Origin of the sequence: Curtobacterium flaccumfaciens (genome assembly GCF_004361695.1) — a bacterium.
GTDB lineage: Bacteria > Actinomycetota > Actinomycetes > Actinomycetales > Microbacteriaceae > Curtobacterium > Curtobacterium flaccumfaciens_B.
Window position 1 is genome coordinate 87,862 of the sequence record NZ_SNVW01000004.1, and the last position, 22,232, is coordinate 110,093.

Here is a 22,232-nt window from a genome sequence, read left to right on the forward strand (position 1 = left end):
AAGCGCCCCGCCGCCGCCCCGCCGCCGCCGCGCGACCGGCCGCCCGCACGACGAAACGGGCGGCCCTCCCGAAGGAGAGCCGCCCGTCTCGTGGAGCGAAGGGCTGCTTACTTGCCGAAGCCCTTGAAGCGCTGGTTGAACTTCTCGACGCGACCGGCCGAGTCGAGGATGCGCTGCTTGCCCGTGTAGAACGGGTGCGACGCGGACGAGATCTCGACGTCGATGACCGGGTAGGTCGCACCGTCGAGCTCGATGGTCTTGTCGCTGTTCGCGGTCGAACGCGTCAGGAACGTCTCACCGGAAGCCAGGTCGCGGAAGACGATGGCGCGGTACTCGGGGTGGGTGTCGGTCTTCATGGAGATTCCTCGGATAGCGGTTGTGGAAAGGTGCGCGGCACTCGCACGAGCACGTGCACGCGCACGACGCGGGAAGTCTGCGGCTTGCGCCAGCCGTCTACGTTACCAGACAGCGAGCCGCAACGGGAGCAGGATCAGGCCGCGCGTGCCGTGTAGCGGCCGGCGTCCTTCGTGACGGTCAGGTCGATGCCGAACGCCTGGGTGAGGGTCTCGGCGGTGAGGACCTCGTCGATGGGCCCAGCGGCCTGCACGTGGCCGTCGGCGAGGACCAGCGCGTGGGTGAACCCGGCGGGGATCTCCTCGACGTGGTGGGTGACGATGACGATCGCGGGCGAGTCGTCGCTCTGGGCGTAGCCGCCGAGGGTGCGGACGAGGCTCTCTCGTGCGCCGAGGTCGAGCGACGCCGCGGGCTCGTCGAGGAACAGGATCTCCGGGTCCGTCATCACGGCGCGGGCGATCTGGACGCGCTTCTGCTCGCCGTCGCTCAGCTCGCCGAACGTGCGGTCGGTGAACGCGCCGAGGCCCCACTCGTCGAGCACGCGCTGCGCACGGCGGACGTCGAGCTCCTCGTACTCCTCGTTCCAGCGACCCGTGACCGAGTACGCGGCGGTGAGGACCACGTCGATGACCTTCTCGGTCACCGGGATCCGACGCGCGAGGGCGGTCGACGCGAAGCCGATGCGGGGCCGGAGCTCGAACAGGTCGGCGCCGCCGAGTTCCGTGCCGAGCACCTCGACCTCACCCGAGGTCGGGAAGGTCTGCGCGCCCGCGACCTGCAGCAGCGTGGTCTTGCCGGCACCGTTGGCACCGAGCACGACCCAGCGTTCGTCGTCCTGCACCTCCCACGAGATCTCGTCGAGGATGGTGGCCCCGTTGCGGACCACGGAGACGTCTGACAAGCGCACGACCGAGGGCATGCGTCAAGCCTACGGGGTCCGGCCGAGCACCTCGTCGTAGACCTGCCGTGTCCGCTGGGCGATCGCGTCCCAGGTGAACTCGGTCTCGACGCGGAGCCGTCCGGCGCGGCCCATGAGCTTCGCCAGCCCCTCGTCGGCGAGGACCTCTTCGAGGGTCGCCGCGAGGTCGGCCACGAAGCGGTCCGGGTCCGTCGGCGTGCCGGTACCGTCCTGCACCTGGTCGATCGGCACGACGCGTCCGGTGAAGCCGTCGGCGACGACCTCGGGGATGCCGCCGGTGCCGGTGCCGACGACGGGGATCCCGCACGCCATGGCCTCGAGGTTGACGATCCCGAGCGGCTCGTAGACCGACGGGCAGACGAACACCGTGCCGGAGGACAGCACGTTCACGATCTCCTGGTGGGAGAGCATCCGGTCGATCCAGACGACGCCGTCCCGGGTGGAACGCAGCGAGTCGACCAGCGCGGTGACCTCGGCCATGATCTCCGGCGTGTCCGGGGCGCCGGCGCAGAGGACGATCTGGACGTCCTCCGGCAGCGACGCCACCGCACGGAGCAGGTAGGGCAGGCCCTTCTGCCGCGTGATGCGGCCGACGAACACGACGCTCCGCTTCGACGGGTCGATCCCAAGGCCGCGCACGGCGTCGTCGTCGACGGTCGGCTTCCACTCCTCGATGTCGATGCCGTTGTAGACGACGTGCACCTTCGCCGGGTCGATCGACGGGTACGAGCGGAGGATGTCCGCGCGCATGGCCTTCGACACCGCGATGACGCCGTCGGCCTGCTCGAACGCCTCGCGCTCCATCCAGCTCGACAGGCGGTACCCGCCGCCGAGCTGCTCGGCCTTCCACGGGCGGAGCGGCTCGAGGCTGTGCGCGGTGACGACGTGCGGGACGCCGTAGGTCAACTGCGCGATCCGGCCTGCCGCGTTCGCGTACCAGGTGTGCGAGTGCACGACGTCGGCGCCCTCGACGTCGGCCGCGATGGCGACGTCGGTGCCGAGCGCCTGCAGCGCGCCGTTGGCCTGCTCGAGACCGTCCGGGGTCCGGTAGGCCCACACGTCGGCCTCGTCGCGGAACGCCCCGAAGGCGCGGACGCGCACCTCGGTGTCCGTCCCGGACCGCAGCGCCGCGGTCAGTTCGGCCACGTGGACACCCGCACCGCCGTAGACCTCCGGCGGATACTCCCTGGTCAGCAGATCGACTCGCACGCGTTCAACGTAACGGGTTCCCAGTGCTGACGCCTACTGTGAGCGGCATGGCACCAAAGAAGGTATTCGGCATCGTGCTCGCCGGAGGCGAGGGAAAGCGGCTCATGCCGCTCACGGCCGACCGCGCGAAGCCCGCTGTCCCGTTCGGCGGGAACTTCCGTCTCATCGACTTCGCGCTCTCGAACCTGGTGAACTCCGGGCTGCAGAAGGTCGTGGTCCTGACCCAGTACAAGTCCCACAGCCTCGACCGCCACGTCGCCGAGACCTGGCGCATGGAGGGCCTGCTCGGCTCCTACGTCGCCTCGGTGCCGGCGCAGCAGCGACTCGGCAAGCGCTGGTTCGCCGGCTCGGCGGACGCGATCCTGCAGTCACTCAACCTGCTCCGTGACGAACGACCCGACATCGTCGTCGTGGTCGGCGCGGACCACGTGTACCGGATGGACTTCCACCAGATGGTCGAGGCGCACATCGCTTCCGGCCGCAGCGCCACCGTCGCCGCGATCCGGCAGCCGATCGGCCTCGCCGACCAGTTCGGCGTGATCCAGGTCGCCGACGACGACCCGACGAAGATCGAGGCCTTCCTCGAGAAGCCGAAGGACGCCGTCGGGCTCGCCGACTCCCCCGGCGAGATCCTCGCGTCGATGGGCAACTACGTCTTCAACGCCGACGCCCTGGTGGACGCGGTCCTCCGCGACGGTCAGATCGAGACGTCGGACCACGACATGGGCGGCGACATCGTCCCCGACTTCGTGAACCGCGGCGACGCTGGCGTGTACGACCTCAAGCGCAACGACGTGCCCGGGTCGAACGAGCGCGACCGGTACTACTGGCGCGACGTGGGGACGATCGACTCGTTCTACGACGCCCACATGGACCTCATCGCGCCGGTGCCGGTGTTCAACCTGTACAACCAGGACTGGCCGATCTTCAACCAGCAGACGAACCTGCCCCCGGCGAAGTTCGTCCGTGACGCGAACGGCAACACCGGGTCCACCGTGGACTCGCTCGTGTCGCTCGGCTGCCTCGTCTCCGGCGCGCAGGTCGAACGCAGCATGATCGGCCCGTGGTGCGGCATCGACTCCGGCGCGAAGGTGCTCGACTCGATCGTGTTCGAGCGGGCGTCGATCGGCGCCGGTTCCGTCGTGAACCGCGCGATCCTCGACAAGGACGTGGTCATCGCGCCGGGCGCGAAGGTCGGCGTCGACCGCGAGGCGGACGAAGCCCGCGGCTTCACCGTCACCGAATCCGGCATCACCGTGGTCGGCAAGGGCGTCCGCGTCGACGCGTAGATGCGCACCAGCACACTGCCTGGAGGCGCGGCGCACGTCACACGGACGACCGCGCCTCCTGCAGTCGGTACCGTTGGTGCGTGCCCCGCTTCCTCATCGTCCTCGATGCCGATTCCACGCTCCTCGAGGACGAGGTCATCGAGCTGCTGGCCGACAGCGCGGGAACCCGGCCACAGGTGGAGGCGATCACGGAGCGCGCCATGCGCGGGGAGATCGACTTCGCCGAGAGCCTCCGGGAGCGTGTCGCGACCCTGGCGGGCCTCCAGGTCGACGTCTTCCGTCGTGCGCAGGACGCGGTCCGTGTGACGCGCGGAGCCGACGAACTCGTCCGCGGGGTGCACGCCGCCGGCGGCACCGTGGGGGTGGTGTCCGGCGGGTTCCACGAGGTCCTCGACCCGTTCGCGGAACGACTCGGGCTCGACCACTGCCGGGCGAACCGGCTCGAGGTGACCGACGGCGTCCTCACCGGGCGGGTGCTCGGCGACGTCGTCGACGCGCACGCCAAGGCCGTGGCGCTGCGGGAGTGGGCAGCGGCCGGCGGCGTGGACGCGGCGCGGACCGTGGCGGTCGGCGACGGCGCGAACGACCTCGAGATGATGCGCGTCGCCGCCCTGTCGGTCGCGTTCGACGCGAAGCCGCGGGTGCGCGAGCAGGCGGACGTGGCGGTCGTCGACCGCGACCTGTCCGCGGTGCTCGCGACGCTCGGCCTCCGCGGCTGAGCGGACCGTCCGGTTCTTCGCGCTCAGCGGCACCTCACGCGCGCGAGCACCCGTGAACTGTCGCTGGGCACGAAACGACGCGCAGGCGCAGGCGCTGGCGGGGTCAGTGCCCCATGCCGAGGCCACCGTCGACCGGGATCACCGCTCCGGAGATGTACCCGGCACCGTCCCCGGCGAGGAACAGCGTGGCGTCCGCGACGTCGTCGACCGTGCCGTAGCGGGCGGCCGGGATCTGCTTCTTGAACTCGGCCTGCAGCTCGTCCGGCAGCGCCGCCGTCATGTCGGTCTGGATGAACCCGGGCGCGACGACGTTGGCGGTGATCCCGCGCGAGCCGAGCTCCCGCGTGATCGAGCGGGCCATGCCGACGAGGGCGGCCTTCGACGAGGCGTAGTTGACCTGGCCGACCTGGCCGTACGCGCCGACGACGCTCGACATCAGCACGATGCGACCGAACTTGGCCTTCATCATGCCCTTGGTGGCGCGCTTGACGACCCGGAAGGTGCCGGTCAGGTTGGTGTCGATCACGCTCGTGAAGTCCTCTTCGGACATCCGGAGCAGCAGCTGGTCGTTCGTGATGCCGGCGTTCGCCACGAGCACCTCGATCGGTCCGAGCTCGGCCTCGACGCGGGTGAACGCGGCGTCCACCGAGGCACTGTCGGTGATGTCGGCCTGCACCGTGAGCGCACCCTCGGGGCCACCCTGCCCGCTCCGGGACGTCACGGCGACGCGGTGTCCGGCGGCGACGAACCGTGCGGCGAGGGCGTGGCCGATGCCGCGGTTGCCGCCGGTGACGAGGACGGTACGGGGGGTGCTCATGGTCGCTCCGTTCGGGGTGGGGTGCTCGGCGCGCCGATGCCGGGACCGGTCGGACACGCCCGGACGAGCGTACCGGAGCCGATGGACGCACCTGTCCCCCGCGTGCTGCCCACATCTGTCAGTGGTCGGGCTTAGGCTGGACCAGGGCAGAGGAAAGAACATCGGATGAAGCAGACGAACAGCATCACGTCCCTCCCGGACTCACCGGAGCAGGACCGCGCGCACCGCCTGTCCCGTTACGTCTGGCAGATGGCCGTCCGTGTGGTCTTCTTCGTCGGCGCAGTGCTCGTGTGGTCCGTCTGGCACACCTGGCTCGCCGTCATCCCGATCGTCCTCGCCGGCGTCATCCCGTGGGTCGCCGTGGTGATCGCGAACGCCGGCAACCACACCGAGAGCGACATCGTCTCGCCCGCCGGTGCCATCGAGCTGTACGACGCCGTCGACCCGGGCCTCCGCGAACAGCAGGAGGACGCCCGTGCCGAGGCGTACCGCGCCGAGCAGGACCGTCTGCGTGAACAGGCCCAGCACGCGCAGGAAGAGTGGCAGCGCACCGGCGACCGGTCCCGTGTCTGGGGTCGTCGCTGATGGGCGCGACCTTCGACCTCGTCACCGAACCCGGTTCGACCCCGGTGTGCTCGCGCGCCGGCTGCGTCTCGACCGCCGCCTGGCGCGTCAACTGGCGGAACCCGCGGATCCACGCGATCGACCGGGTGAAGATCTGGGCGGCGTGCGACGAGCACCGCGACTTCCTCGCCGACTACCTGCGCTCCCGGTCCTTCCCCGTGCGGGTGACGGGCATGCACGAGGACGTGGACCGACTCGACGACGAGCGTGACCCGGCCGACGCCCCGAAGAACGACGTCGGTGCGCGTGCGGCCGGTGAGCGCCGGTGACGGATCAGTTCGACCCCGGCTCCCGGTACGGCCGTCGGCACGCCCAGAAGCTCGAACGCGCGGCCGCTGCCGACCGTGCGCGTGCGGACACCCGTGCGGAGCGCGACCCGGACGAACCCTTCGTCGGCTGGCGGTTCGTGCAGAGCCGGCGGTGGCTCGGCTACTTCGCCATCGCCGTGGCGTTCGCGATCGTCTGCACGCTGTTCGGCATGTGGCAGTGGGACCGCCGCAACGAGGCCGTCCGTCAGAACGAACAGGTCGCGCAGAACTACGAGCACACCCCCGTGCCGCTCGACCAGGCGCTCCCCCGGGCCACCAGCTGGGACGACTCGCAGACCTGGCTCCGCGTGAGCGTCACCGGTCGCTACGACGTCGACGACCAGCTGCTCGTCCGCAACCGCGTGCACAACGGGCAGCCCGGCTTCGAGGTCCTGACGCCCCTCGTCACCGACGACGGCCGCGCGTTCGTCGTCGACCGGGGCTGGGTCCCGACCGGCAACGCGCAGGACGCCCCCGACCACGTGCCGGCTCCCCCCACCGGCGAGGTCACCGCGATCGTGCGGCTGCAGCAGAGCGAGCCGCGCATCCCCGGCCGCACCGACCCGGCCCACACCGACCAGGTGCAGTCGGTGACGCTGTCCGACGTCGCGAAGAAGGTCGACCCGCCGATCTGGACCGGCGCCTACGGCCAGCTCGCGTCCGAGTCCCCGGCCCCGGCCGAGGCCCGCCCGCTCGGCTGGGACCGGCCGACCGCCGACACCGGCCTGCACCTCAGCTACTTCATCCAGTGGTTCATGTTCGCGGCCGGTGGCTTCGGCTTCCTCGCGTACCTCATGGTGCAGGAGTACCGGAACCTCAACCAGGACGACCCGGACGAGCGCGAGCGCGCCCTCGAGCGGCAGCGCCGCAAGGACGCCAAGCCCAAGACGGACGCCGAGATCGAGGACGAGCTGCTCCGCACCGGCCGCTGACGCGCCGGTTGCTGATGCGCCGGCCGCTGACTGGCCAGCTGCGGAGCCAGCCACGGACGGACTGGAGGCACGTCGCGGGCCCGCCACGTGCCTCCAGTCCGGCTCAACGCACCACGCGTGTCACGCGAGCTCGATGAGCTCCGCGTAGTCCTTGTTCCAGTGGTCCTCGGTGCCGTCCGGCAGCAGCAGGACGCGCTCGGGGTTGAGCGCCTCGACCGCACCGGCGTCGTGGGAGACGAGGACGACCGCACCCTCGTAGCCCGCCAGCGCGCCGAGGATCTCCTCGCGCGAGGCCGGGTCGAGGTTGTTCGTGGGCTCGTCGAGCAGGAGCACGTTCGCACCCGACACCACGATCATCGCGAGCGACAGGCGGGTCTTCTCACCACCGGACAGGACGCCGGCCTTCTTGTAGCCGTCGTCGCCGGTGAACAGGAAGGAGCCGAGGACCCGACGGGCCTCGGTCTCGTTGAGCTCCGTCGACGCCGACACCATGTTCTCGATGACGGTGCGGTTCACGTCGATGTTCTCGTGCTCCTGGGCGTAGTACCCGATGCGCAGGCCGTGCCCGGGCAGGATCTCGCCCGTGTCCGGCTGGTCGGCGCCCGCGAGGATCCGCAGCAGCGTCGTCTTGCCCGCACCGTTGAACCCGAGGATGACGACGCGCGAGCCGCGGTCGATCGCCAGGTCGACACCCGCGAAGATCTCGAGCGACCCGTACGACTTCGACAGGCCTTCGGCCATGAGCGGCGTGCGGCCGCACGGCACCGGCGTCGGGAACCGGAGCTTCGCGACGCGGTCGGCGACGCGCTCGTCCTCGAGGCCGGCGAGCAGCTTGTCCGCGCGCGCCACCATCTGGTGCGCGGCGGCGGCCTTCGAGGCCTTCGCGCCGAACCGTGCGGCCTGGTCCTTCAGCGTGGCGGCCTTCTTCTCGGCGTTCGCGCGTTCCTTGCGGCGGCGCTCCTCGTCGGCGGCACGCTGCCGCTGGTAGAGCTTCCAGCCCATGTTGTAGACGTCGATCGACTGACGGTTGGCGTCGAGGTAGAAGACGCGGTTGACGACCTCGTCCACCAGCTCCACGTCGTGGGAGATGATGATGACGCCGCCGGCGTAGGTCTTCAGGTGCTCGCGGAGCCACACGACCGAGTCGGCGTCGAGGTGGTTCGTCGGCTCGTCGAGGATCATCGTCTCGGCATCGGAGAACAGGATCCGGGCGAGCTCGATGCGACGCCGCTGGCCACCCGACAGGGTCTTCAGCTGCTGGTCGAGGATGCGGTCCGGCAGCTTGAGGTTCGACGCGATCGACGCGGCCTCGGCCTCGGCCGCGTAGCCGCCGAGCGCGTTGAACTGGTCGTCGAGCCGGCTGTACCGGCGCATCGCCTTCTCGGCCACGGCCGGGTCGGTGCTCGCCATGTCGAGCGTCGCGAGGCGGATGCCCTCCACGAGCTCGCCGAGCCCACGGGCGTCGAGGATGCGCTTCCGCGCGGTCTCCTCCGGGTCACCGGAGCGCGGGTCCTGCGGCAGGTACCCGATCTCACCACCGCGGTCGATCGTGCCGCCGGTGGGCTGGGTCTCGCCCGCGAGGGCCTTCGTCATCGTCGTCTTCCCCGCGCCGTTGCGGCCGACGAGACCGATCTTGTCGCCCTTCTCGACGCGGAAGGAGACATCCTCCATGAGGAGGCGAGCCCCGACGCGGATCTCGAGTTCGTGCACGGCAAGCACAGTGGACGTCCAATCAGTTGGTGGGTTTGCACAACGGTGTGTGCCGGAGGTGCACCGCTACGCTGACGGGACCGATGGTCCTGAACAGGACCAGCAGTCCATTCTAGGAGAATCCATGACGAACGCCACCGGGTTCGCTCCCCGCGCAGTCCTCGCCGACCGTCTGCGCACCCACGGCCTGGCCACCGACGCCGCCCTGATCGCCGGAGGCGCCCTGTTCACGGCCGTCATGGCGCAGGTGCAGGTCCCGATGTGGCCGGTGCCGATCACCGGGCAGACCCTGGCCGTCGTGCTCGTCGGCGCCACCCTCGGTGCCCGCCGCGGCATGCTCTCGCTGCTCGTCTACGCCGTCGCCGGCCTGGCGGGTGCGCCGTTCTTCGCCGAGATGACCGGCGGTCTGCAGGCCCTCGCCGTCCCGAGCTTCGGGTACGTCATCGGCTTCATCCCGGCCGCGGGCGTCGTCGGCTGGCTCGCCCGCCGCAACTGGGACCGCCACGTCGGCCGTGCCGCGGTGGCGTTCACGCTCGCGAGCGCGATCCCGTTCGTGACCGGCCTGCCCTACCTGGCCGTCGTGCTCGGGCAGCTCGGCGCGCCGAACGACCTGCAGTCGGTGCTCGCCGCCGGCCTGTACCCGTTCATCGTGGGCGGGGTGGCGAAGGCGCTCATCGCCGCGGGCACCCTACCGCTGGCGTGGAAGGCCGTCGGCCGCCGCTGACCCGCACGCAGGAGGGCCCCGCACCATCCCGGTGCGGGGCCCTCCTGCGTGCGCGGGGCGCACGACGGCGCCGGGGGTCCGCCGAGCGGGCGCGACGCGCCAGGCGCCGTCCGCCGAGCGGGCGGGACGCGCCGCTACGGCGCACCGAGCGTGCCGTATTCGGCCCGCTCACGCCCGGCTGTGGGCCGGCGCACAGACGGACGGGAGGCGCGGTGCCAGCTGGCACCGCGCCTCCCGTCCGTCGTGTGGTGGCGTCTAGATCGAGAACCCGAGCGCGCGCATCATCTCGCGCCCGTCGTCGGTGATCCGCTCCGGACCCCACGGCGGCATCCACACCCAGTTGATGCGGAACGCGTCGACGATGCCGTCGAGCGCGTTGGCGGTGTCACCCTCGATGACGTCGGTCAGCGGGCAGCCCGCGCTCGTGAGCGTCATGCTGATCACGAGGGCCGTCGCCTCGTCGTCCCAGGCGAGGTCGTAGATGAGCCCGAGGTCGACGATGTTCACGCCGAGCTCCGGGTCCTGCACCTCTTTCAGGCCCTCGACGACCTCGTCGAACTTGTCCGGTGCGAGTGCGGTGATCATCAGTTCCCCGCAGCTGCGGCCGCGGCGGCCTGCACGTAGCGGTCGTAGCCCTCGCTCTCGAGGCGCTCGGCGAGCTCGGGGCCGCCCTGCTCGGCGACCTTGCCCGCGACGAACACGTGCACGAAGTCCGGCTTGATGTAGCGGAGGATGCGCGTGTAGTGGGTGATCAGCAGCACGCCGAGGCCGGTGGCCGCCTTCGCGCGGTTGACGCCCTCGGACACGATCTTCAGCGCGTCGACGTCGAGGCCGGAGTCGGTCTCGTCGAGCACGGCGAACTTCGGCTTGAGGAGCTCGAGCTGCATGATCTCGTGGCGCTTCTTCTCGCCGCCGGAGAAGCCCTCGTTGACGTTGCGCTCGGCGAAGGCCGAGTCCATCTTGAGGTCGGCCATCGACTGGCGCAGGTCCTTCACCCAGCTGCGGAGCGCGGGGGCCTCGCCGTCGATCGCGGTCTTCGCGGTGCGGAGGAAGTTCGACACCGTGACGCCGGGGATCTCGACCGGGTACTGCATGGCGAGGAACATGCCGGCGCGGGCACGCTCGTCGACGCTCATCGCGAGGACGTCCTGGCCGTCGAGGGTGATCGAGCCGCCGACGACGTTGTAGCGCGGGTGGCCGGCGATCGTGTAGGCGAGAGTGGACTTGCCGGAGCCGTTCGGCCCCATGATCGCGTGGATCTCGCCCTCGTTGATCGTGAGGTCGACGCCCTTGAGGATCTCCTTGACACCCTGGTCGGTGTCGATCGAGACCTGCAGGTCGCGGATTTCGAGAGTGGACATTGCGTTCCTTCGGTTGCAGCTGTGGTGCGGCGTCAGCCGCGGGAAGAGAGTGTGGGGGTCCCCGGTCGCCCGGGGGCGGAGACCGGTCAGTCGACCGGCACGGGGTCGTGCACGTCGACGTAGACGTCGCCGTCGCGGACCTCGACCCGGAAGACCGGGACGGGCTCGTACGCCGGGAAGTTCTGCGGCTTGCCGGTGACCAGCGAGAACCGGGAGCCGTGCGCCCAGCACTCGAGCGAGTCACCCTCGACGAACCCCTCCGCCAGGGAGATGTCGCCGTGGGTGCACGTGTCGCCGATGGCGTGCACGGTACCCGCGGAGTCCTTCACGATGGCGACCGCGGTGCCGTCGACCACGGCGCGCATCGGGCTGTCCACCGCGATGTCCGCCTCGGCGCAGACCTTCGTCGACATCAGGCCGTGGCTGCTTCCGTCTCGGGCGCGGCGAGGACCGTGCGCCCTTCGAGGAGCTCCTGCTCGACGGCTGCGATGAGGCGTTCCTCGAGCTCGGGCGCGCCGATCTTCTGGATGACCTCGACGAGGAAGCCGAGCACGACCAGTCGGCGTGCCTCTTCCTCGGGGATGCCGCGGGACTGCAGGTAGAACAGCTGCTCGTCGTCGAAGCGACCGGTCGCACTCGCGTGGCCGGCGCCCTCGATGTTGCCCGTCTCGATCTCGAGGTTCGGGATGCTGTCCGCGCGCGTGCCGTCGGTGAGGACGAGGTTGCGGTTCTGCTCGTACGAGTCCGTGCCGTCGCCGGCGCGCCCGATGAGGACGTCGCCGATCCAGACGGTGTGCGCACCCTGGCCCTGCAGCGCGCCCTTGTAGTTGACCCGACCGCGCGTGTTCGGCGCGTCGTGGTTCACGTAGACCTGCTGCTCGATGTACTGCCCGGCGTCGGCGAAGTACACGCCGTACATCTCGGTGTCCGCGCCCTGCGCGCCGAGGTGCGTCGACGGGTTGACCCGCACGACGTCACCGCCGAGCGAGACCACGACGTGCTTGAGGAAGGCGTCGCGGCCGACCTCGGCGAAGTGCGTCGACACGTGCACGGCGTCGTCGGCCCAGTCCTGCAGGCTGACGACGGTCAGGCGTGCACCCTCGTGCACGACGATCTCGACGTTCTCGCTGAGGAGCGCCGAGCCGCGGTTGTCGAGCACGACGATGCCCTGTGCGTGCGCCTCGGCCGTGATGACCGTGTGCGCCGCGCGGGGCTGCGTGCCGAAGTCCGAACGAGTGAGCGTGAGGAACTCGTGCGCCTCGGTCGCCTTGACGGTGATCGCGAGCACCGCGTCACGCGCGGTCCAGGCGGCCGCGGCGGCGCGGTCCTCGGGCAGACCGGCGGTGCCGACGCGGGGGTCGTCGCTGCGGCCCCACTCGACGTCGGCGCCGTCGGACTGACGGGCGAGGAACGGGTAGGCGGATCCGTCGAGGCCACCGGCGAGGAGCGGCTGGAGCTTCGCGAGCGGCGCGAACTTCCAGTTCACCTCACGCCCGGTGACCGTCGGGAAGGCGTCGATGTCGCCGGACTGCGGGCGCTCCGAACGGGTCTGGACGGGGATGTCCTTGCCCGTCGGGGCGTCCCAGCCGCCGTCCGAGTGCGCGCCGGCACCGTGCTGCGCGGGAGTCGCCGGGGTCGGCTGCGCGGACTCGGCCGGAGCGATCGGCTGGTCGATGTGGGGAGGGGTGGAGCTGGACATCTAGCCGACGGATCCTTCCATGCTCATCTCGATGAGCTTGTTGAGTTCGAGTGCATACTCCATCGGGAGCTCGCGGGCGATCGGCTCGATGAAGCCGCGGACGATCATCGCCATTGCCTCGTCCTCGGGCATGCCGCGCGACATGAGGTAGAACAGCTGCTCCTCGCTCACGCGGGAGACCGTCGCCTCGTGCCCGAGCTGGACGTCGTCGACGCGGATGTCGATCGCCGGGTAGGTGTCCGACCGCGAGATCGTGTCCACCAGGAGGGCGTCGCAGCGGACGGTGTTCGCCGCGTGGTGCGCGTTCGGGTCGACCCGGACCTCGCCGCGGTAGCCCGCACGGCCACCGCCACGGGCGATCGACTTCGAGACGATCGAGGACGTCGTGTACGGCGCCATGTGGATCATCTTCGCGCCGGCGTCCTGGTGCTGACCCGGGCCGGCGAAGGCGACGGAGAGCGTCTCGCCCTTGGCGTGCTCACCGGCGAGGTAGATCGACGGGTACTTCATCGTGACCTTGGAGCCGATGTTGCCGTCGATCCACTCCATCGTCGCGCCCTCGTGCGCGATCGCACGCTTGGTGACGAGGTTGTAGACGTTGTTCGACCAGTTCTGGATCGTCGTGTAGCGAACGCGGGCGTTCTTCTTCACGATGATCTCGACGACGGCCGAGTGCAGCGAGTCCGACTTGTAGATCGGGGCGGTGCAGCCCTCGATGTAGTGGACGTAGGAGTCTTCGTCCGCGATGATCAGCGTCCGCTCGAACTGGCCCATGTTCTCGGTGTTGATCCGGAAGTAGGCCTGCAGCGGGATCTCGACGTGCACGCCCTTCGGGACGTAGACGAACGAGCCGCCGGACCAGACGGCCGTGTTCAGCGCGGCGAACTTGTTGTCGCCGGCCGGGATCACGGTGCCGAAGTACTCCTCGAAGATCTCCGGGTGCTCACGGAGCGCGGTGTCCGTGTCCATGAAGATGACGCCCTGCTGCTCCAGGTCCTCGCGGATCTGGTGGTAGACGACCTCGGACTCGTACTGCGCGGCGACGCCGGCGACGAGGCGCTGACGTTCGGCCTCGGGGATGCCGAGCTTCTCGTAGGTCGCACGGATGTCCTCGGGGAGGTCCTCCCACGACTGCGCCTGCTTCTCGGTGGAGCGCACGAAGTACTTGATGTTGTCGAAGTCGATGCCGGTCAGGTCGGCACCCCACGTCGGCATCGGCTTGCGGCCGAAGAGCGACAGGCCCTTGAGCCGGTTCTTGAGCATCCACTCGGGCTCGTTCTTGAGGTTCGAGATGTCGGTGACGACCTCTTCCGAGATGCCACGACGGGCGGAGGCCCCGGCCTTGTCGGAGTCGGACCAGCCGAACTCGTATTGGCCGAGCCCCTCGAGCTCGGGACGGTCGATGAGCACGTCGGACATGGTCTCCTCGTTTCCTTCTCGCGGGGCAGCGTCTTCCGGGTGTCAACCCGTGGCGTCTGGACGCCATTCCACCGCGGACCGCCGACACGCTGATCTGTGCACGGCGGGCACGGTGTTGCTCCCTCGCAACGTCGATGGTTCCACGCAGTCCTGGGTTCCACCGGCGATCTCGGCCCATTCGGAGCCGGCGCCTGCCTAGACTTGACTGCTGCTGAACCCTCGAATCCTACAGGTTCGCCGCACGGAACAACAGGAAGGCACCACCCTCGTGACTCGCGTCGTCTCCCCCGTCGACCAGGACGTCCGGACCCCGCGGTGGTGGTCCCTCCCCCGGATCGTCGACCAGCGCGTCGTCGTGCTCGCCTGGGCGTCGTTCGTCGTCGAGGTCGTCCTCATCGGCACCGGCGGCCTCGTGCGCCTCACCGCGTCCGGCCTCGGATGCCCGACCTGGCCCAAGTGCACGGCGGATTCGCTCGTGTCGACGCCGGAGATGGGCGTCCACGGCATCATCGAGTTCGGCAACCGGCTCCTCACCTTCGTGCTCGTCATCGTGGCCATCGCGATGTTCCTGCTCGTGGTCCGGATGCGCCGGACGCGCCCGGAGCTCTTCTGGCTCGCGTTCGCCCAGGGCGCAGCGATCCCGGTGCAGGCCGTCATCGGCGGCATGAGCGTCTGGACGAACCTCAACCCGTTCGTCGTCGGGCTGCACTTCGTCGTGTCCGCCGCGCTGACCGCCGTGACCGCCACGCTCGTGTTCCGCGCGATGAACGGCCCGCGCACCGCGGACAGGCTCGTCCCCGGTTGGTACACGGGCGTCGTCCGCGGCACGATCGCCGCGGTCGTCGTGACCGTCCTCGTGGGCATCCTCACCACCGGCAGCGGCCCGCACGCCGGCGCCGACGAAGCCGTGGACGGTGGCCGCCTGCACCGCACCGGCTTCGACCCCGCCGTCATGGAGCACCTGCACGCGATCCCCGCCTACGTGCTCTTCGCGCTCACCCTCGTGCTCGTCGTCGGCGCCGTCCGCCTGCGCCTGTCGAGCCGCTGGGCGCTGCTGCTCCTCGTCGTCGAGTTCCTGCAGATCGCGGTCGGCCTCACCCAGGCGCGCACCGGGCTGCCGGTCGGGCTCGTCGGCACGCACATGGTCCTGGCCGGTCTCCTCGTGGGAGCGACGACGGTGGTCGCGCTCTCGACGCGCGGGACCGGCGGCCGCCACGCGGTGCGCGAGGCGCTCCCCGCCTGATCGGCACGTCGCACGTCCGACACCCCACGAGTCGATCGACTCGTGGGGTGTCGTTCGTTGCGCACGCATCCGGTGCGGGTGCATCGAACGACGTCCCACCCGTCGATCGACGCGTGGGACGTCGCAGTGTGCGCACGCATCGGCAGCGCGGCGCGGGACGCGACCAGCGGCCGGCCTGGAGGCGCGGTGCGGCCCCGCCACGCGCCTCCAGGCCGGCGACCGGTCGCGCCCACCGCACGCGCCGCGCGCAGGCGGTCTGCCGCGCACCCGGTACGACATCGCCGATGTCGTACGACGACGACCCTGTCGCAACCACGCGTGCGCAACGACCCGCGCACGCAACGGACGACACCGTCGCTGTCGTACGACGACGACCCTGTCGCAACCACGCGTGCGCAACGACCCGCGCACGCAACGGACGACACCGTCGCTGTCGTACGACGACGACCCTGTCGCAACCACGCGTGCGCAACGACCCGCGCACGCAACGGACGACACCATCGCTGTCGTACGACGACGACGATGTCGCACCGAGTCGACGGACCCAGCGCCAGCCCGCAAGCGCAGCGCGCGCCCGCGCCCGGCTAGCGCGCGCCCGCGCCCGGCTAGAAGGTGAAGACCTGCGGCAGCAGCGGGTCGATGCCCACCGCGATGAAGAGCAGCGTCAGGTACGTGATCGAGCTGTGGAAGACCCGCATCGGCTGCACGTGCTCGACGTGCTGGATCGCCCGCGAGTACAGGCGGTGCGACTCGACCACGAACCAGATCCCGCCGGCCAGCGCGACCACCGTGTAGAGCGGCCCCATGTGCGCGACCGGGATGAGGAGCAGCGAGCAGACCAGCGTCGCCCAGGCGTACAGGACGACCTGCAGCCCGACGACGGTGCGACCCCGGACGACCGCGAGCATCGGCACGTCGGCGGCGTCGTAGTCGTCGCGGTACTTCATCGACAGCGGCCAGTAGTGCGGCGGCGTCCAGAGGAAGATCACCATGAAGAGGATGACCGGCGCCCAGGTCAGCGAACCGGTGACGCCCGCCCAGCCGATGAGCACGGGCATGCAGCCGGCCGACCCACCCCAGACGATGTTCTGCGGGGTGCGGCGCTTGAGCCACAGCGTGTAGACGAACACGTAGATGAGGATCGCGATGACGCTCAGGGCGGCGGCGAGCCAGTTCACCAGGAAGCCGAGCACCGCGGTCGACAGGACCCCGAGCACCCACGAGAACACGAGGGCCTCGCGGTCGGAGAGCTCGCCGGTGACGAGCGGTCGGGTGCTCGTCCGCTTCATCAGGCGGTCGATGTCGCGGTCGATGTAGCAGTTGAACGCCGAGGCCGAGCCGGCGGACATCGCGCCACCGAGCATGGTCCAGAAGACGAGCCAGAGGTCCGGGACGCCGCGCTCGGCGAGGAACATCGTCGGCGCCGTCGTGACGAGGAGGAGCTCCATGACCCGCGGCTTCGTCAGGGAGACGTACGCACGGACCTTGCGGGACAGCGCCGACCGGGGTCGATCGGTGTCGGGCCGGGTCACGGTGGCAGTCGGCAAGGGAACCTCAGTCTGTTCGCATCAGCTCGCACACTCGGTGGACGACTGCGGCGGCGTCCGGGCGTGCGCTGACCCGGAATGTCCACGGGTCTCCGACAGTTTACGTGATCGAAGCGCCGCGAAGGTGCCCCGCTCCTGATCGACACGCCCGGCTCGGCTGGTGCGACGACGATGCCGAGTCCACGACTCGCGTCACCTGAACCCCTTCTGAGTGCATGGTCACTATGCTGGAGTCGCCCTCCCGCAGTGCGTGCCCCGATGACGTCGGCCGCGAAGAGCCGGTCGGTGGCCGCGAGACGGCGACACGACGTAGGCCCCGGGATGGCGATCATGTCCGTGCGATGGCACGAGCCCTCGCACATGTCGCATCAAGAAGGGTCAACATCCAAGTGGCTGAATTCACCTGGGACGCCATCGACCGGAAGGCCGTCGACACGGCCCGCGTACTCGCCGCAGACTCGGTCGAGGCCGCTGGCAACGGTCACCCCGGCACCGCGATGAGCCTCGCACCGCTCGCACACCTGCTCTTCCAGAAGGTGATGCGTCGCGACCCGAGCGACTCCACCTGGATCGGCCGCGACCGCTTCATCCTGTCGGCCGGTCACGCCTCGATCCTGCAGTACGTGCAGTTCTACCTGCACGGCTACGGCCTCGAGCTCGAAGACCTCCAGCACCTCCGCAAGTGGGGCTCGAAGACCCCGGGTCACCCGGAGTACGGCCACACCGACGGCGTCGAGATCACGACCGGCCCGCTCGGCCAGGGCCTCGCGTCCGCCGTCGGCTTCGGCTACGCGCAGCGCTACGAGCGCGGTCTCTTCGATGCCGAAGCCGGCGAGGGCCAGTCGCCCTTCGACCACTTCACCTACGTGATCGCCGGTGACGGCGACATGCAGGAAGGCGTCACGAACGAGGCCGCGAGCCTCGCGGGTCGCCAGCAGCTCGGTCGCCTGGTCGTCTTCTACGACTCGAACCAGATCTCGATCGAGGACGACACCGACATCTCCTTCTCGGAGAGCGTGCCGGACCGCTACGAAGCCCTCGGCTGGCACGTCCAGACCGTCGACTGGAAGAAGACCGGCGAGTACACCGAGGACGTCGAGTCCCTGTACGCCGCGATCGAGGCCGCCAAGGCGGAGTCGAACAAGCCGTCGCTCATCGTCCTCAAGACGATCATCGGCTGGCCGTCGCCGACCAAGCAGAACTCCGGCAAGATCCACGGCTCCGCGCTCGGTGCCGAGGAGATCAAGGGCCTGAAGGAGGTCCTCGGCTTCGACCCCGAGCAGACCTTCCACGTCGACCCCGAGGTCCTCGAGTACACCCGTGGCGCGATCGCCAAGGGCCAGGCGCAGCACGCCGAGTGGCAGGAGACCTTCGACGCGTGGGCAGAGTCCCACCCGGAGCAGAAGGCGCTGTTCGACCGCGTGCAGTCCAAGACCCTCCCCGAGGGCCTCGAGGGCGCGCTGCCGGTCTTCCCGACCGACAAGGCCGTCTCGACCCGCGCCGCGTCGGGCAAGGTCATCAACGCCATCGCGCCGCTGATGCCCGAGTTCTGGGGCGGTTCGGCCGACCTCGCCGAGTCGAACCTCACCACGATCGAGGGCGCCAAGTCCTTCGGCCCGCTCGACGCTGCCACCAAGGCATGGAGCACCGACCCGTACGGCCGCGTGCTGCACTTCGGCATCCGCGAGCACGCGATGGGCTCGATCCTGTCGGGCATCGTCCTGCACGGGAACACCCGCCCCTTCGGCGGCACGTTCCTCATCTTCAGCGACTACATGCGCCCGGCAGTCCGTCTCGCCGCGCTCATGCAGGCGCCGGCGATCTACGTCTGGACGCACGACTCCGTCGCCCTCGGTGAGGACGGTCCGACGCACCAGCCGATCGAGCAGCTCTCCGCGCTCCGCGCGATCCCGGGTCTCGACGTCGTCCGTCCGGCCGACGCCAACGAGGTCGCGTACGCGTGGCTCGAGATGCTCAAGCACCAGGACCGCCCGGCCGGCATCGCGCTGAGCCGTCAGAACCTCCCGGTGTTCGAGCGCGGCGAGGGCGAGGCCTCCGGTGAGGTCTTCGCCTCGGCGAAGAACGTCTCGAAGGGCGCGTACATCCTGGCCGAGGCGCCGAACGGCACCCCGGACGTCATCCTCATCGCGACCGGCTCCGAGGTGCAGATCGCGGTCGAGGCCCGTGAGCAGCTCAAGGCCGAGGGCATCAACGCCCGTGTCGTGAGCGCCCCGTCGCTCGAGTGGTTCCGCGCCCAGAGCGAGAACTACCAGGACCAGGTCCTGCCGAAGGACGTCACCGCGCGGGTCTCCGTCGAGGCCGGCATCTCGATGAGCTGGCGCGACATCGTCGGCGACAAGGGCCGCAGCGTCTCGATCGAGCACTTCGGTGCCTCGGCCGACTACCAGACGCTGTTCAAGGAGTTCGGCTTCACGACGGAACACGTCGTGGCCGCCGCGAAGGAATCGCTCGCGGCTTCCTGACCCGCAGGGGCCGGGTCCGGTTCGCCGGATCCGGCCCTTCTTCCGGGAGGCGCGGTTCGGCCCCGCCACGCGCCTCCCGGTCCCCCAGACCCCGACTTCACGGTCCTTCCGGACCAGTCGATGAAAGAAGAAGAGAAACACATGGCTGAGAACACCCCCACCGCCGCCCTCTCCGCGGTCGGCGTGAGCATCTGGCTCGACGACCTCTCCCGCGAGCTCCTCGAGACCGGCAAGCTGACCGAGCTCATCGAGCAGAAGAACGTCGTCGGCGTCACCACCAACCCGACGATCTTCGCCTCGGCCCTCGCCAAGGGCGAGCGCTACGACGCACAGGTCAAGGAGCTGGCCGCCGCCGGCACCGACGTGACCAGCGCGATCTTCGAGATCACCACGCAGGACGTCGCGAACGCCTCCGACGTCTTCAAGCCGATCTACGACGAGACCAAGGGCTTCGACGGCCGCGTCTCGATCGAGGTCGAGCCGGGCCTCGCCCACGACACCGCGAAGACCATCGAGCAGGCCAAGTTCCTGTTCGACAAGGTCGGCCGCGAGAACGTCCTCATCAAGATCCCCGCGACGCTCGAGGGCCTCGAGGCGATCACCGAGGTCATCGGCGCCGGCATCTCGGTGAACGTCACCCTGATCTTCTCGCTCGAGCGGTACCGCGCCGTCATCGACGCCTACCTCGGTGGTCTCGAGAAGGCCAAGGCCGCCGGCCACGACCTCTCGAAGATCCACTCGGTCGCCTCGTTCTTCGTGTCGCGCGTCGACTCCGAGATCGACAAGCGCCTCGACGCCGTCGGCACCGACGAGGCGAGGGCCCTCAAGTCGAAGGCCGGCATCGCCAACGCGCAGCTCGCCTACCAGGTCTGGACCGAGGCGTTCGCCTCCGAGCGTGCCCTCGGCCTGCTCGAGTCCGGCGCCAACACGCAGCGTCCGCTCTGGGCCTCGACCGGTGTCAAGGACCCGTCGCTCCCCGACACGCTCTACGTGACCGAGCTCGCCGCCCCGAACACCGTCAACACCATGCCGGGCAAGACGCTCGACGCGACGTTCGACCACGGTGAGATCCACGGCGACGCCATCGCCGGCACGTTCGACGCCGCGCAGGGCGTGCTCGACCAGCTCGCCGCCCAGGGCATCGACTACGACGACGTCGTGGCGCTGCTCGAGAAGGAGGGCGTCGACAAGTTCAACGTCTCGTGGGGCGAGCTCGTCGACACCGTCAAGACCGCGCTCGAGGGCGCCAAGTAGTGACGGTTTCCATCGCTGCCAGCGGTGACGCGGCGCGGGCCATCGACTCGGTGGTCCCGCGCCTCGTCGCCGACCTGGTGGCCTCGGGCATCACCGCCCAGGACCCGGAACTCTGGGGTCCGGACGCCGAGGCCGAGGCGTCGAAGCGCCTCGGCTGGGTGGAGGCCGTCTCGGTCTCCCGCCCGCTCGTCGCCGAGGTGGTCGCCCTGCGCGAGAGCCTCCGTGCCGAGGGGATCGACCACGTCGTCCTCGCCGGCATGGGCGGTTCCTCGCTCGCGCCCGAGGTCATCACCCGGACCTCCGGCGTGCCGCTCACGGTCCTCGACTCGACGAACCCGGCACAGGTCCGGGCCGCCGTCGAGCACGAGTTGGCGCGCACGGTGCTCGTCGTGTCCTCGAAGTCGGGTTCGACCCTCGAGACCGACTCGCAGCGTCGTGTGTACGAACAGGCCTTCCGTGACGCCGGCATCGACCCGGCCGGGCGCATCGTCGTCGTCACCGACCCGGGCTCCCCGCTCGAGGCCGAGGCGACCGCGGCCGGCTACCGCGTCTTCACCGCCGACCCGACCGTCGGCGGCCGCTACTCCGCGCTGACCGCGTTCGGCCTCGTGCCGTCCGGCCTCGCCGGCGCGGACATCGCCGAGCTCCTCGACGAGGCCGACGCCATCTCGGCGCTCCTCTCCGTCGACATCGACGAGAACCCGGGGCTCGTGCTCGGCGCGGTCCTCGGCGGCACGAGCCCGCTGCGCGACAAGATCGGCATCGTCCCCGACGGCACCCACATCGTCGGCTTCGGCGACTGGGTGGAGCAGCTGATCGCCGAGTCCACCGGCAAGAGCGGCCGCGGCCTGCTCCCGGTGGTCCTCGACGTCGACTCCCCCGAGGTCACCGCCGGTCTGCCCGACGTGCAGATCATCCGCCTCGTCGGTTCACGCGAGGAAGAACGCCACGTCGCCGAGGGCGAGGTCGAGATCACCGGCACCCTCGGCGGGCAGCTCCTCGTCTGGGAGTACGCCGTCGCCGTCGCCGGGCGCCTGCTCGGCATCGACCCGTTCGACCAGCCCGACGTCGAGGCCGCCAAGGTCGCGGCGCGCGCGCTGCTCGACGACCGTCCGGCCCCCACCGAGCCCGCGTTGACCGAGGGCGGCACCGCCGTCCGCGCGACGCCGGGACTGCCGGTCGGGACCTCGATCGCGGAAGCCGTCACGGGCCTCCTGTCCCAGGTGGACGCGACCGGCTACCTGGCCGTGCAGGCCTACGTGGACCGCACCGCCAACCGCGAGCTCGAAGCGCTGCGCGACGCCCTGGCGGCGCGCACCGGCCGTCCGGTCACCTTCGGCTACGGCCCGCGGTTCCTGCACTCGACCGGCCAGTACCACAAGGGCGGGCCTGCGAACGGCGTGTTCCTGCAAATCGTGGCCGACGAACCCGACGACCTGGCGATCCCGGGCCGTCCGTTCACGTTCGGGCAGCTCATCCAGGCCCAGGCCTCCGGCGACGCGAGTGTCCTCGCGCAGCACGGCCGCCCGGTCCTGACCCTCACGACGTCGGACGTCGCCGCTGCCACAGCAGCACTCGCGTCCGCCGTCACCCTCTGACTCTCGAAGGAGTTCACCGACTC

General features: G+C 70.1%; 21 protein-coding genes. 10 read left to right on the plus strand and 11 right to left on the minus strand.

All coding sequences use genetic code 11. The features are described from left to right. Positions 1-107: 107 nt before the first annotated feature. The 3 genes from EDF64_RS07300 to glgA all read right to left on the minus strand — a co-directional run bounded on the left by EDF64_RS07300 (position 108) and on the right by glgA (position 2,482). Positions 108-356 (minus strand): type B 50S ribosomal protein L31, encoded by a 249-nt coding sequence (locus tag EDF64_RS07300; RefSeq protein WP_071293968.1) that lies wholly within the window; start codon positions 354-356, stop codon positions 108-110. A 134-nt stretch (positions 357-490) separates the two neighbouring features. Beyond that, entirely contained in the window at positions 491-1,273 is a 783-nt protein-coding gene (locus EDF64_RS07305; RefSeq protein ID WP_133519379.1) for an ABC transporter ATP-binding protein, read from the minus strand. Between the two features lie 9 nt (positions 1,274-1,282). Continuing rightward, positions 1,283-2,482, minus strand: a complete 1,200-nt coding sequence (gene glgA, locus EDF64_RS07310; protein ID WP_133519380.1) for a glycogen synthase — start codon at positions 2,480-2,482, stop codon at positions 1,283-1,285. Between the two features lie 47 nt (positions 2,483-2,529). Here glgA and EDF64_RS07315 point away from each other — a divergent pair, with 47 nt between their 5' ends. Together EDF64_RS07315 and serB are read left to right on the plus strand one after the other, a co-directional pair. Further along, the gene (locus EDF64_RS07315) at positions 2,530-3,771 is read left to right on the plus strand and encodes a glucose-1-phosphate adenylyltransferase (protein ID WP_133519381.1); all 1,242 of its coding nucleotides are present in this window, start codon (positions 2,530-2,532) and stop codon (positions 3,769-3,771) included. 80 nt (positions 3,772-3,851) lie between these two features. Further along, on the plus strand, positions 3,852-4,490 hold the full coding sequence (gene serB / locus EDF64_RS07320; protein ID WP_133519382.1) for a phosphoserine phosphatase SerB: 639 nt from the start codon (positions 3,852-3,854) through the stop codon (positions 4,488-4,490). Between the two features lie 103 nt (positions 4,491-4,593). Here serB and fabG read toward each other — a convergent pair whose 3' ends face one another. Beyond that, positions 4,594-5,307 carry a 3-oxoacyl-ACP reductase FabG gene (fabG, locus tag EDF64_RS07325; protein ID WP_133519383.1) on the minus strand — a complete coding sequence of 238 codons (714 nt, stop codon included), beginning with the start codon at positions 5,305-5,307 and terminating at the stop codon, positions 4,594-4,596. 165 nt (positions 5,308-5,472) lie between these two features. Here fabG and EDF64_RS07330 point away from each other — a divergent pair, with 165 nt between their 5' ends. The 3 genes from EDF64_RS07330 to EDF64_RS07340 are packed head-to-tail and all read left to right on the plus strand — an operon-like array spanning position 5,473 to position 7,171. After that, the gene (locus EDF64_RS07330) at positions 5,473-5,892 is read left to right on the plus strand and encodes a DUF3099 domain-containing protein (protein ID WP_133519384.1); all 420 of its coding nucleotides are present in this window, start codon (positions 5,473-5,475) and stop codon (positions 5,890-5,892) included. Next, positions 5,892-6,200 (plus strand): hypothetical protein, encoded by a 309-nt coding sequence (locus tag EDF64_RS07335; RefSeq protein WP_432207018.1) that lies wholly within the window; start codon positions 5,892-5,894, stop codon positions 6,198-6,200. The genes EDF64_RS07330 and EDF64_RS07335 overlap by 1 nt, the downstream gene beginning before the upstream one ends. Next, positions 6,197-7,171: an SURF1 family cytochrome oxidase biogenesis protein gene (locus tag EDF64_RS07340; protein ID WP_133519385.1), complete on the plus strand. Its 975-nt coding sequence runs from the start codon at positions 6,197-6,199 to the stop codon at positions 7,169-7,171. The genes EDF64_RS07335 and EDF64_RS07340 overlap by 4 nt, the downstream gene beginning before the upstream one ends. Positions 7,172-7,291: 120 nt before the next feature. On the opposite strand, the gene EDF64_RS07345 is transcribed toward EDF64_RS07340, so the two are convergent. Next, positions 7,292-8,890 carry an ABC-F family ATP-binding cassette domain-containing protein gene (locus EDF64_RS07345; RefSeq protein ID WP_133519386.1) on the minus strand — a complete coding sequence of 533 codons (1,599 nt, stop codon included), beginning with the start codon at positions 8,888-8,890 and terminating at the stop codon, positions 7,292-7,294. 115 nt (positions 8,891-9,005) lie between these two features. On the opposite strand from EDF64_RS07345, the gene EDF64_RS07350 reads away from it, so the two are divergent. Further along, on the plus strand, positions 9,006-9,605 hold the full coding sequence (locus EDF64_RS07350; protein ID WP_133519387.1) for a biotin transporter BioY: 600 nt from the start codon (positions 9,006-9,008) through the stop codon (positions 9,603-9,605). A 255-nt stretch (positions 9,606-9,860) separates the two neighbouring features. Here EDF64_RS07350 and EDF64_RS07355 read toward each other — a convergent pair whose 3' ends face one another. The 5 genes from EDF64_RS07355 to sufB form a co-directional block, all read right to left on the minus strand. Further along, on the minus strand, positions 9,861-10,190 hold the full coding sequence (locus EDF64_RS07355) for a metal-sulfur cluster assembly factor (RefSeq protein WP_071293993.1): 330 nt from the start codon (positions 10,188-10,190) through the stop codon (positions 9,861-9,863). Then, positions 10,190-10,966 (minus strand): Fe-S cluster assembly ATPase SufC, encoded by a 777-nt coding sequence (gene sufC, locus EDF64_RS07360; RefSeq protein WP_133519388.1) that lies wholly within the window; start codon positions 10,964-10,966, stop codon positions 10,190-10,192. The genes EDF64_RS07355 and sufC overlap by 1 nt, the downstream gene beginning before the upstream one ends. Positions 10,967-11,052: 86 nt before the next feature. Continuing rightward, positions 11,053-11,379, minus strand: a complete 327-nt coding sequence (locus EDF64_RS07365) for a non-heme iron oxygenase ferredoxin subunit (RefSeq protein WP_133519389.1) — start codon at positions 11,377-11,379, stop codon at positions 11,053-11,055. Next, complete coding sequence (sufD, locus tag EDF64_RS07370) at positions 11,379-12,665, minus strand: Fe-S cluster assembly protein SufD (RefSeq protein WP_208108855.1); 1,287 nt, start codon at positions 12,663-12,665, stop codon at positions 11,379-11,381. The genes EDF64_RS07365 and sufD overlap by 1 nt, the downstream gene beginning before the upstream one ends. Next, complete coding sequence (gene sufB, locus EDF64_RS07375; protein ID WP_133519390.1) at positions 12,666-14,084, minus strand: Fe-S cluster assembly protein SufB; 1,419 nt, start codon at positions 14,082-14,084, stop codon at positions 12,666-12,668. A gap of 268 nt (positions 14,085-14,352) precedes the next feature. Between sufB and EDF64_RS07380 the strand changes: the two genes are divergently transcribed. Next, entirely contained in the window at positions 14,353-15,327 is a 975-nt protein-coding gene (locus tag EDF64_RS07380) for a COX15/CtaA family protein (protein ID WP_133519391.1), read from the plus strand. 605 nt (positions 15,328-15,932) lie between these two features. Here the strand turns inward: EDF64_RS07380 and EDF64_RS07385 are convergent. After that, positions 15,933-16,859 (minus strand): heme o synthase, encoded by a 927-nt coding sequence (locus tag EDF64_RS07385; RefSeq protein ID WP_133519598.1) that lies wholly within the window; start codon positions 16,857-16,859, stop codon positions 15,933-15,935. A 404-nt stretch (positions 16,860-17,263) separates the two neighbouring features. Between EDF64_RS07385 and tkt the strand changes: the two genes are divergently transcribed. The 3 genes from tkt (at position 17,264) to EDF64_RS07400 (ending at position 22,209) form a co-directional block, all read left to right on the plus strand. Continuing rightward, a complete protein-coding gene (gene tkt, locus EDF64_RS07390; protein WP_133519392.1) occupies positions 17,264-19,357 on the plus strand; it encodes a transketolase in 2,094 nt (697 codons plus the stop codon). 141 nt (positions 19,358-19,498) lie between these two features. After that, positions 19,499-20,611: a transaldolase gene (tal, locus tag EDF64_RS07395; protein ID WP_133519393.1), complete on the plus strand. Its 1,113-nt coding sequence runs from the start codon at positions 19,499-19,501 to the stop codon at positions 20,609-20,611. Then, the gene (locus EDF64_RS07400; protein WP_133519394.1) at positions 20,611-22,209 is read left to right on the plus strand and encodes a glucose-6-phosphate isomerase; all 1,599 of its coding nucleotides are present in this window, start codon (positions 20,611-20,613) and stop codon (positions 22,207-22,209) included. Before tal ends, EDF64_RS07400 begins: the two co-directional genes overlap by 1 nt. The last annotated feature ends 23 nt before the right edge of the window (positions 22,210-22,232 follow it).

Excerpts from the sequence above, each read along its gene's own strand:
- EDF64_RS07300 (WP_071293968.1), bottom strand. The coding sequence starts at position 356 with ATGAAGACCGACACCCACCCCGAGTACCGCGCCATCGTCTTCCGCGAC.
- EDF64_RS07305 (WP_133519379.1), bottom strand. The coding sequence starts at position 1,273 with ATGCCCTCGGTCGTGCGCTTGTCAGACGTCTCCGTGGTCCGCAACGGG.
- EDF64_RS07315 (WP_133519381.1), top strand. The coding sequence starts at position 2,530 with ATGGCACCAAAGAAGGTATTCGGCATCGTGCTCGCCGGAGGCGAGGGA.
- fabG (WP_133519383.1), bottom strand. The coding sequence starts at position 5,307 with ATGAGCACCCCCCGTACCGTCCTCGTCACCGGCGGCAACCGCGGCATC.
- EDF64_RS07330 (WP_133519384.1), top strand. The coding sequence starts at position 5,473 with ATGAAGCAGACGAACAGCATCACGTCCCTCCCGGACTCACCGGAGCAG.
- EDF64_RS07335 (WP_432207018.1), top strand. The coding sequence starts at position 5,892 with ATGGGCGCGACCTTCGACCTCGTCACCGAACCCGGTTCGACCCCGGTG.
- EDF64_RS07350 (WP_133519387.1), top strand. The coding sequence starts at position 9,006 with ATGACGAACGCCACCGGGTTCGCTCCCCGCGCAGTCCTCGCCGACCGT.
- EDF64_RS07355 (WP_071293993.1), bottom strand. The coding sequence starts at position 10,190 with ATGATCACCGCACTCGCACCGGACAAGTTCGACGAGGTCGTCGAGGGC.
- sufC (WP_133519388.1), bottom strand. The coding sequence starts at position 10,966 with ATGTCCACTCTCGAAATCCGCGACCTGCAGGTCTCGATCGACACCGAC.
- EDF64_RS07365 (WP_133519389.1), bottom strand. The coding sequence starts at position 11,379 with ATGTCGACGAAGGTCTGCGCCGAGGCGGACATCGCGGTGGACAGCCCG.
- sufD (WP_208108855.1), bottom strand. The coding sequence starts at position 12,665 with ATGTCCAGCTCCACCCCTCCCCACATCGACCAGCCGATCGCTCCGGCC.
- sufB (WP_133519390.1), bottom strand. The coding sequence starts at position 14,084 with ATGTCCGACGTGCTCATCGACCGTCCCGAGCTCGAGGGGCTCGGCCAA.
- tal (WP_133519393.1), top strand. The coding sequence starts at position 19,499 with ATGGCTGAGAACACCCCCACCGCCGCCCTCTCCGCGGTCGGCGTGAGC.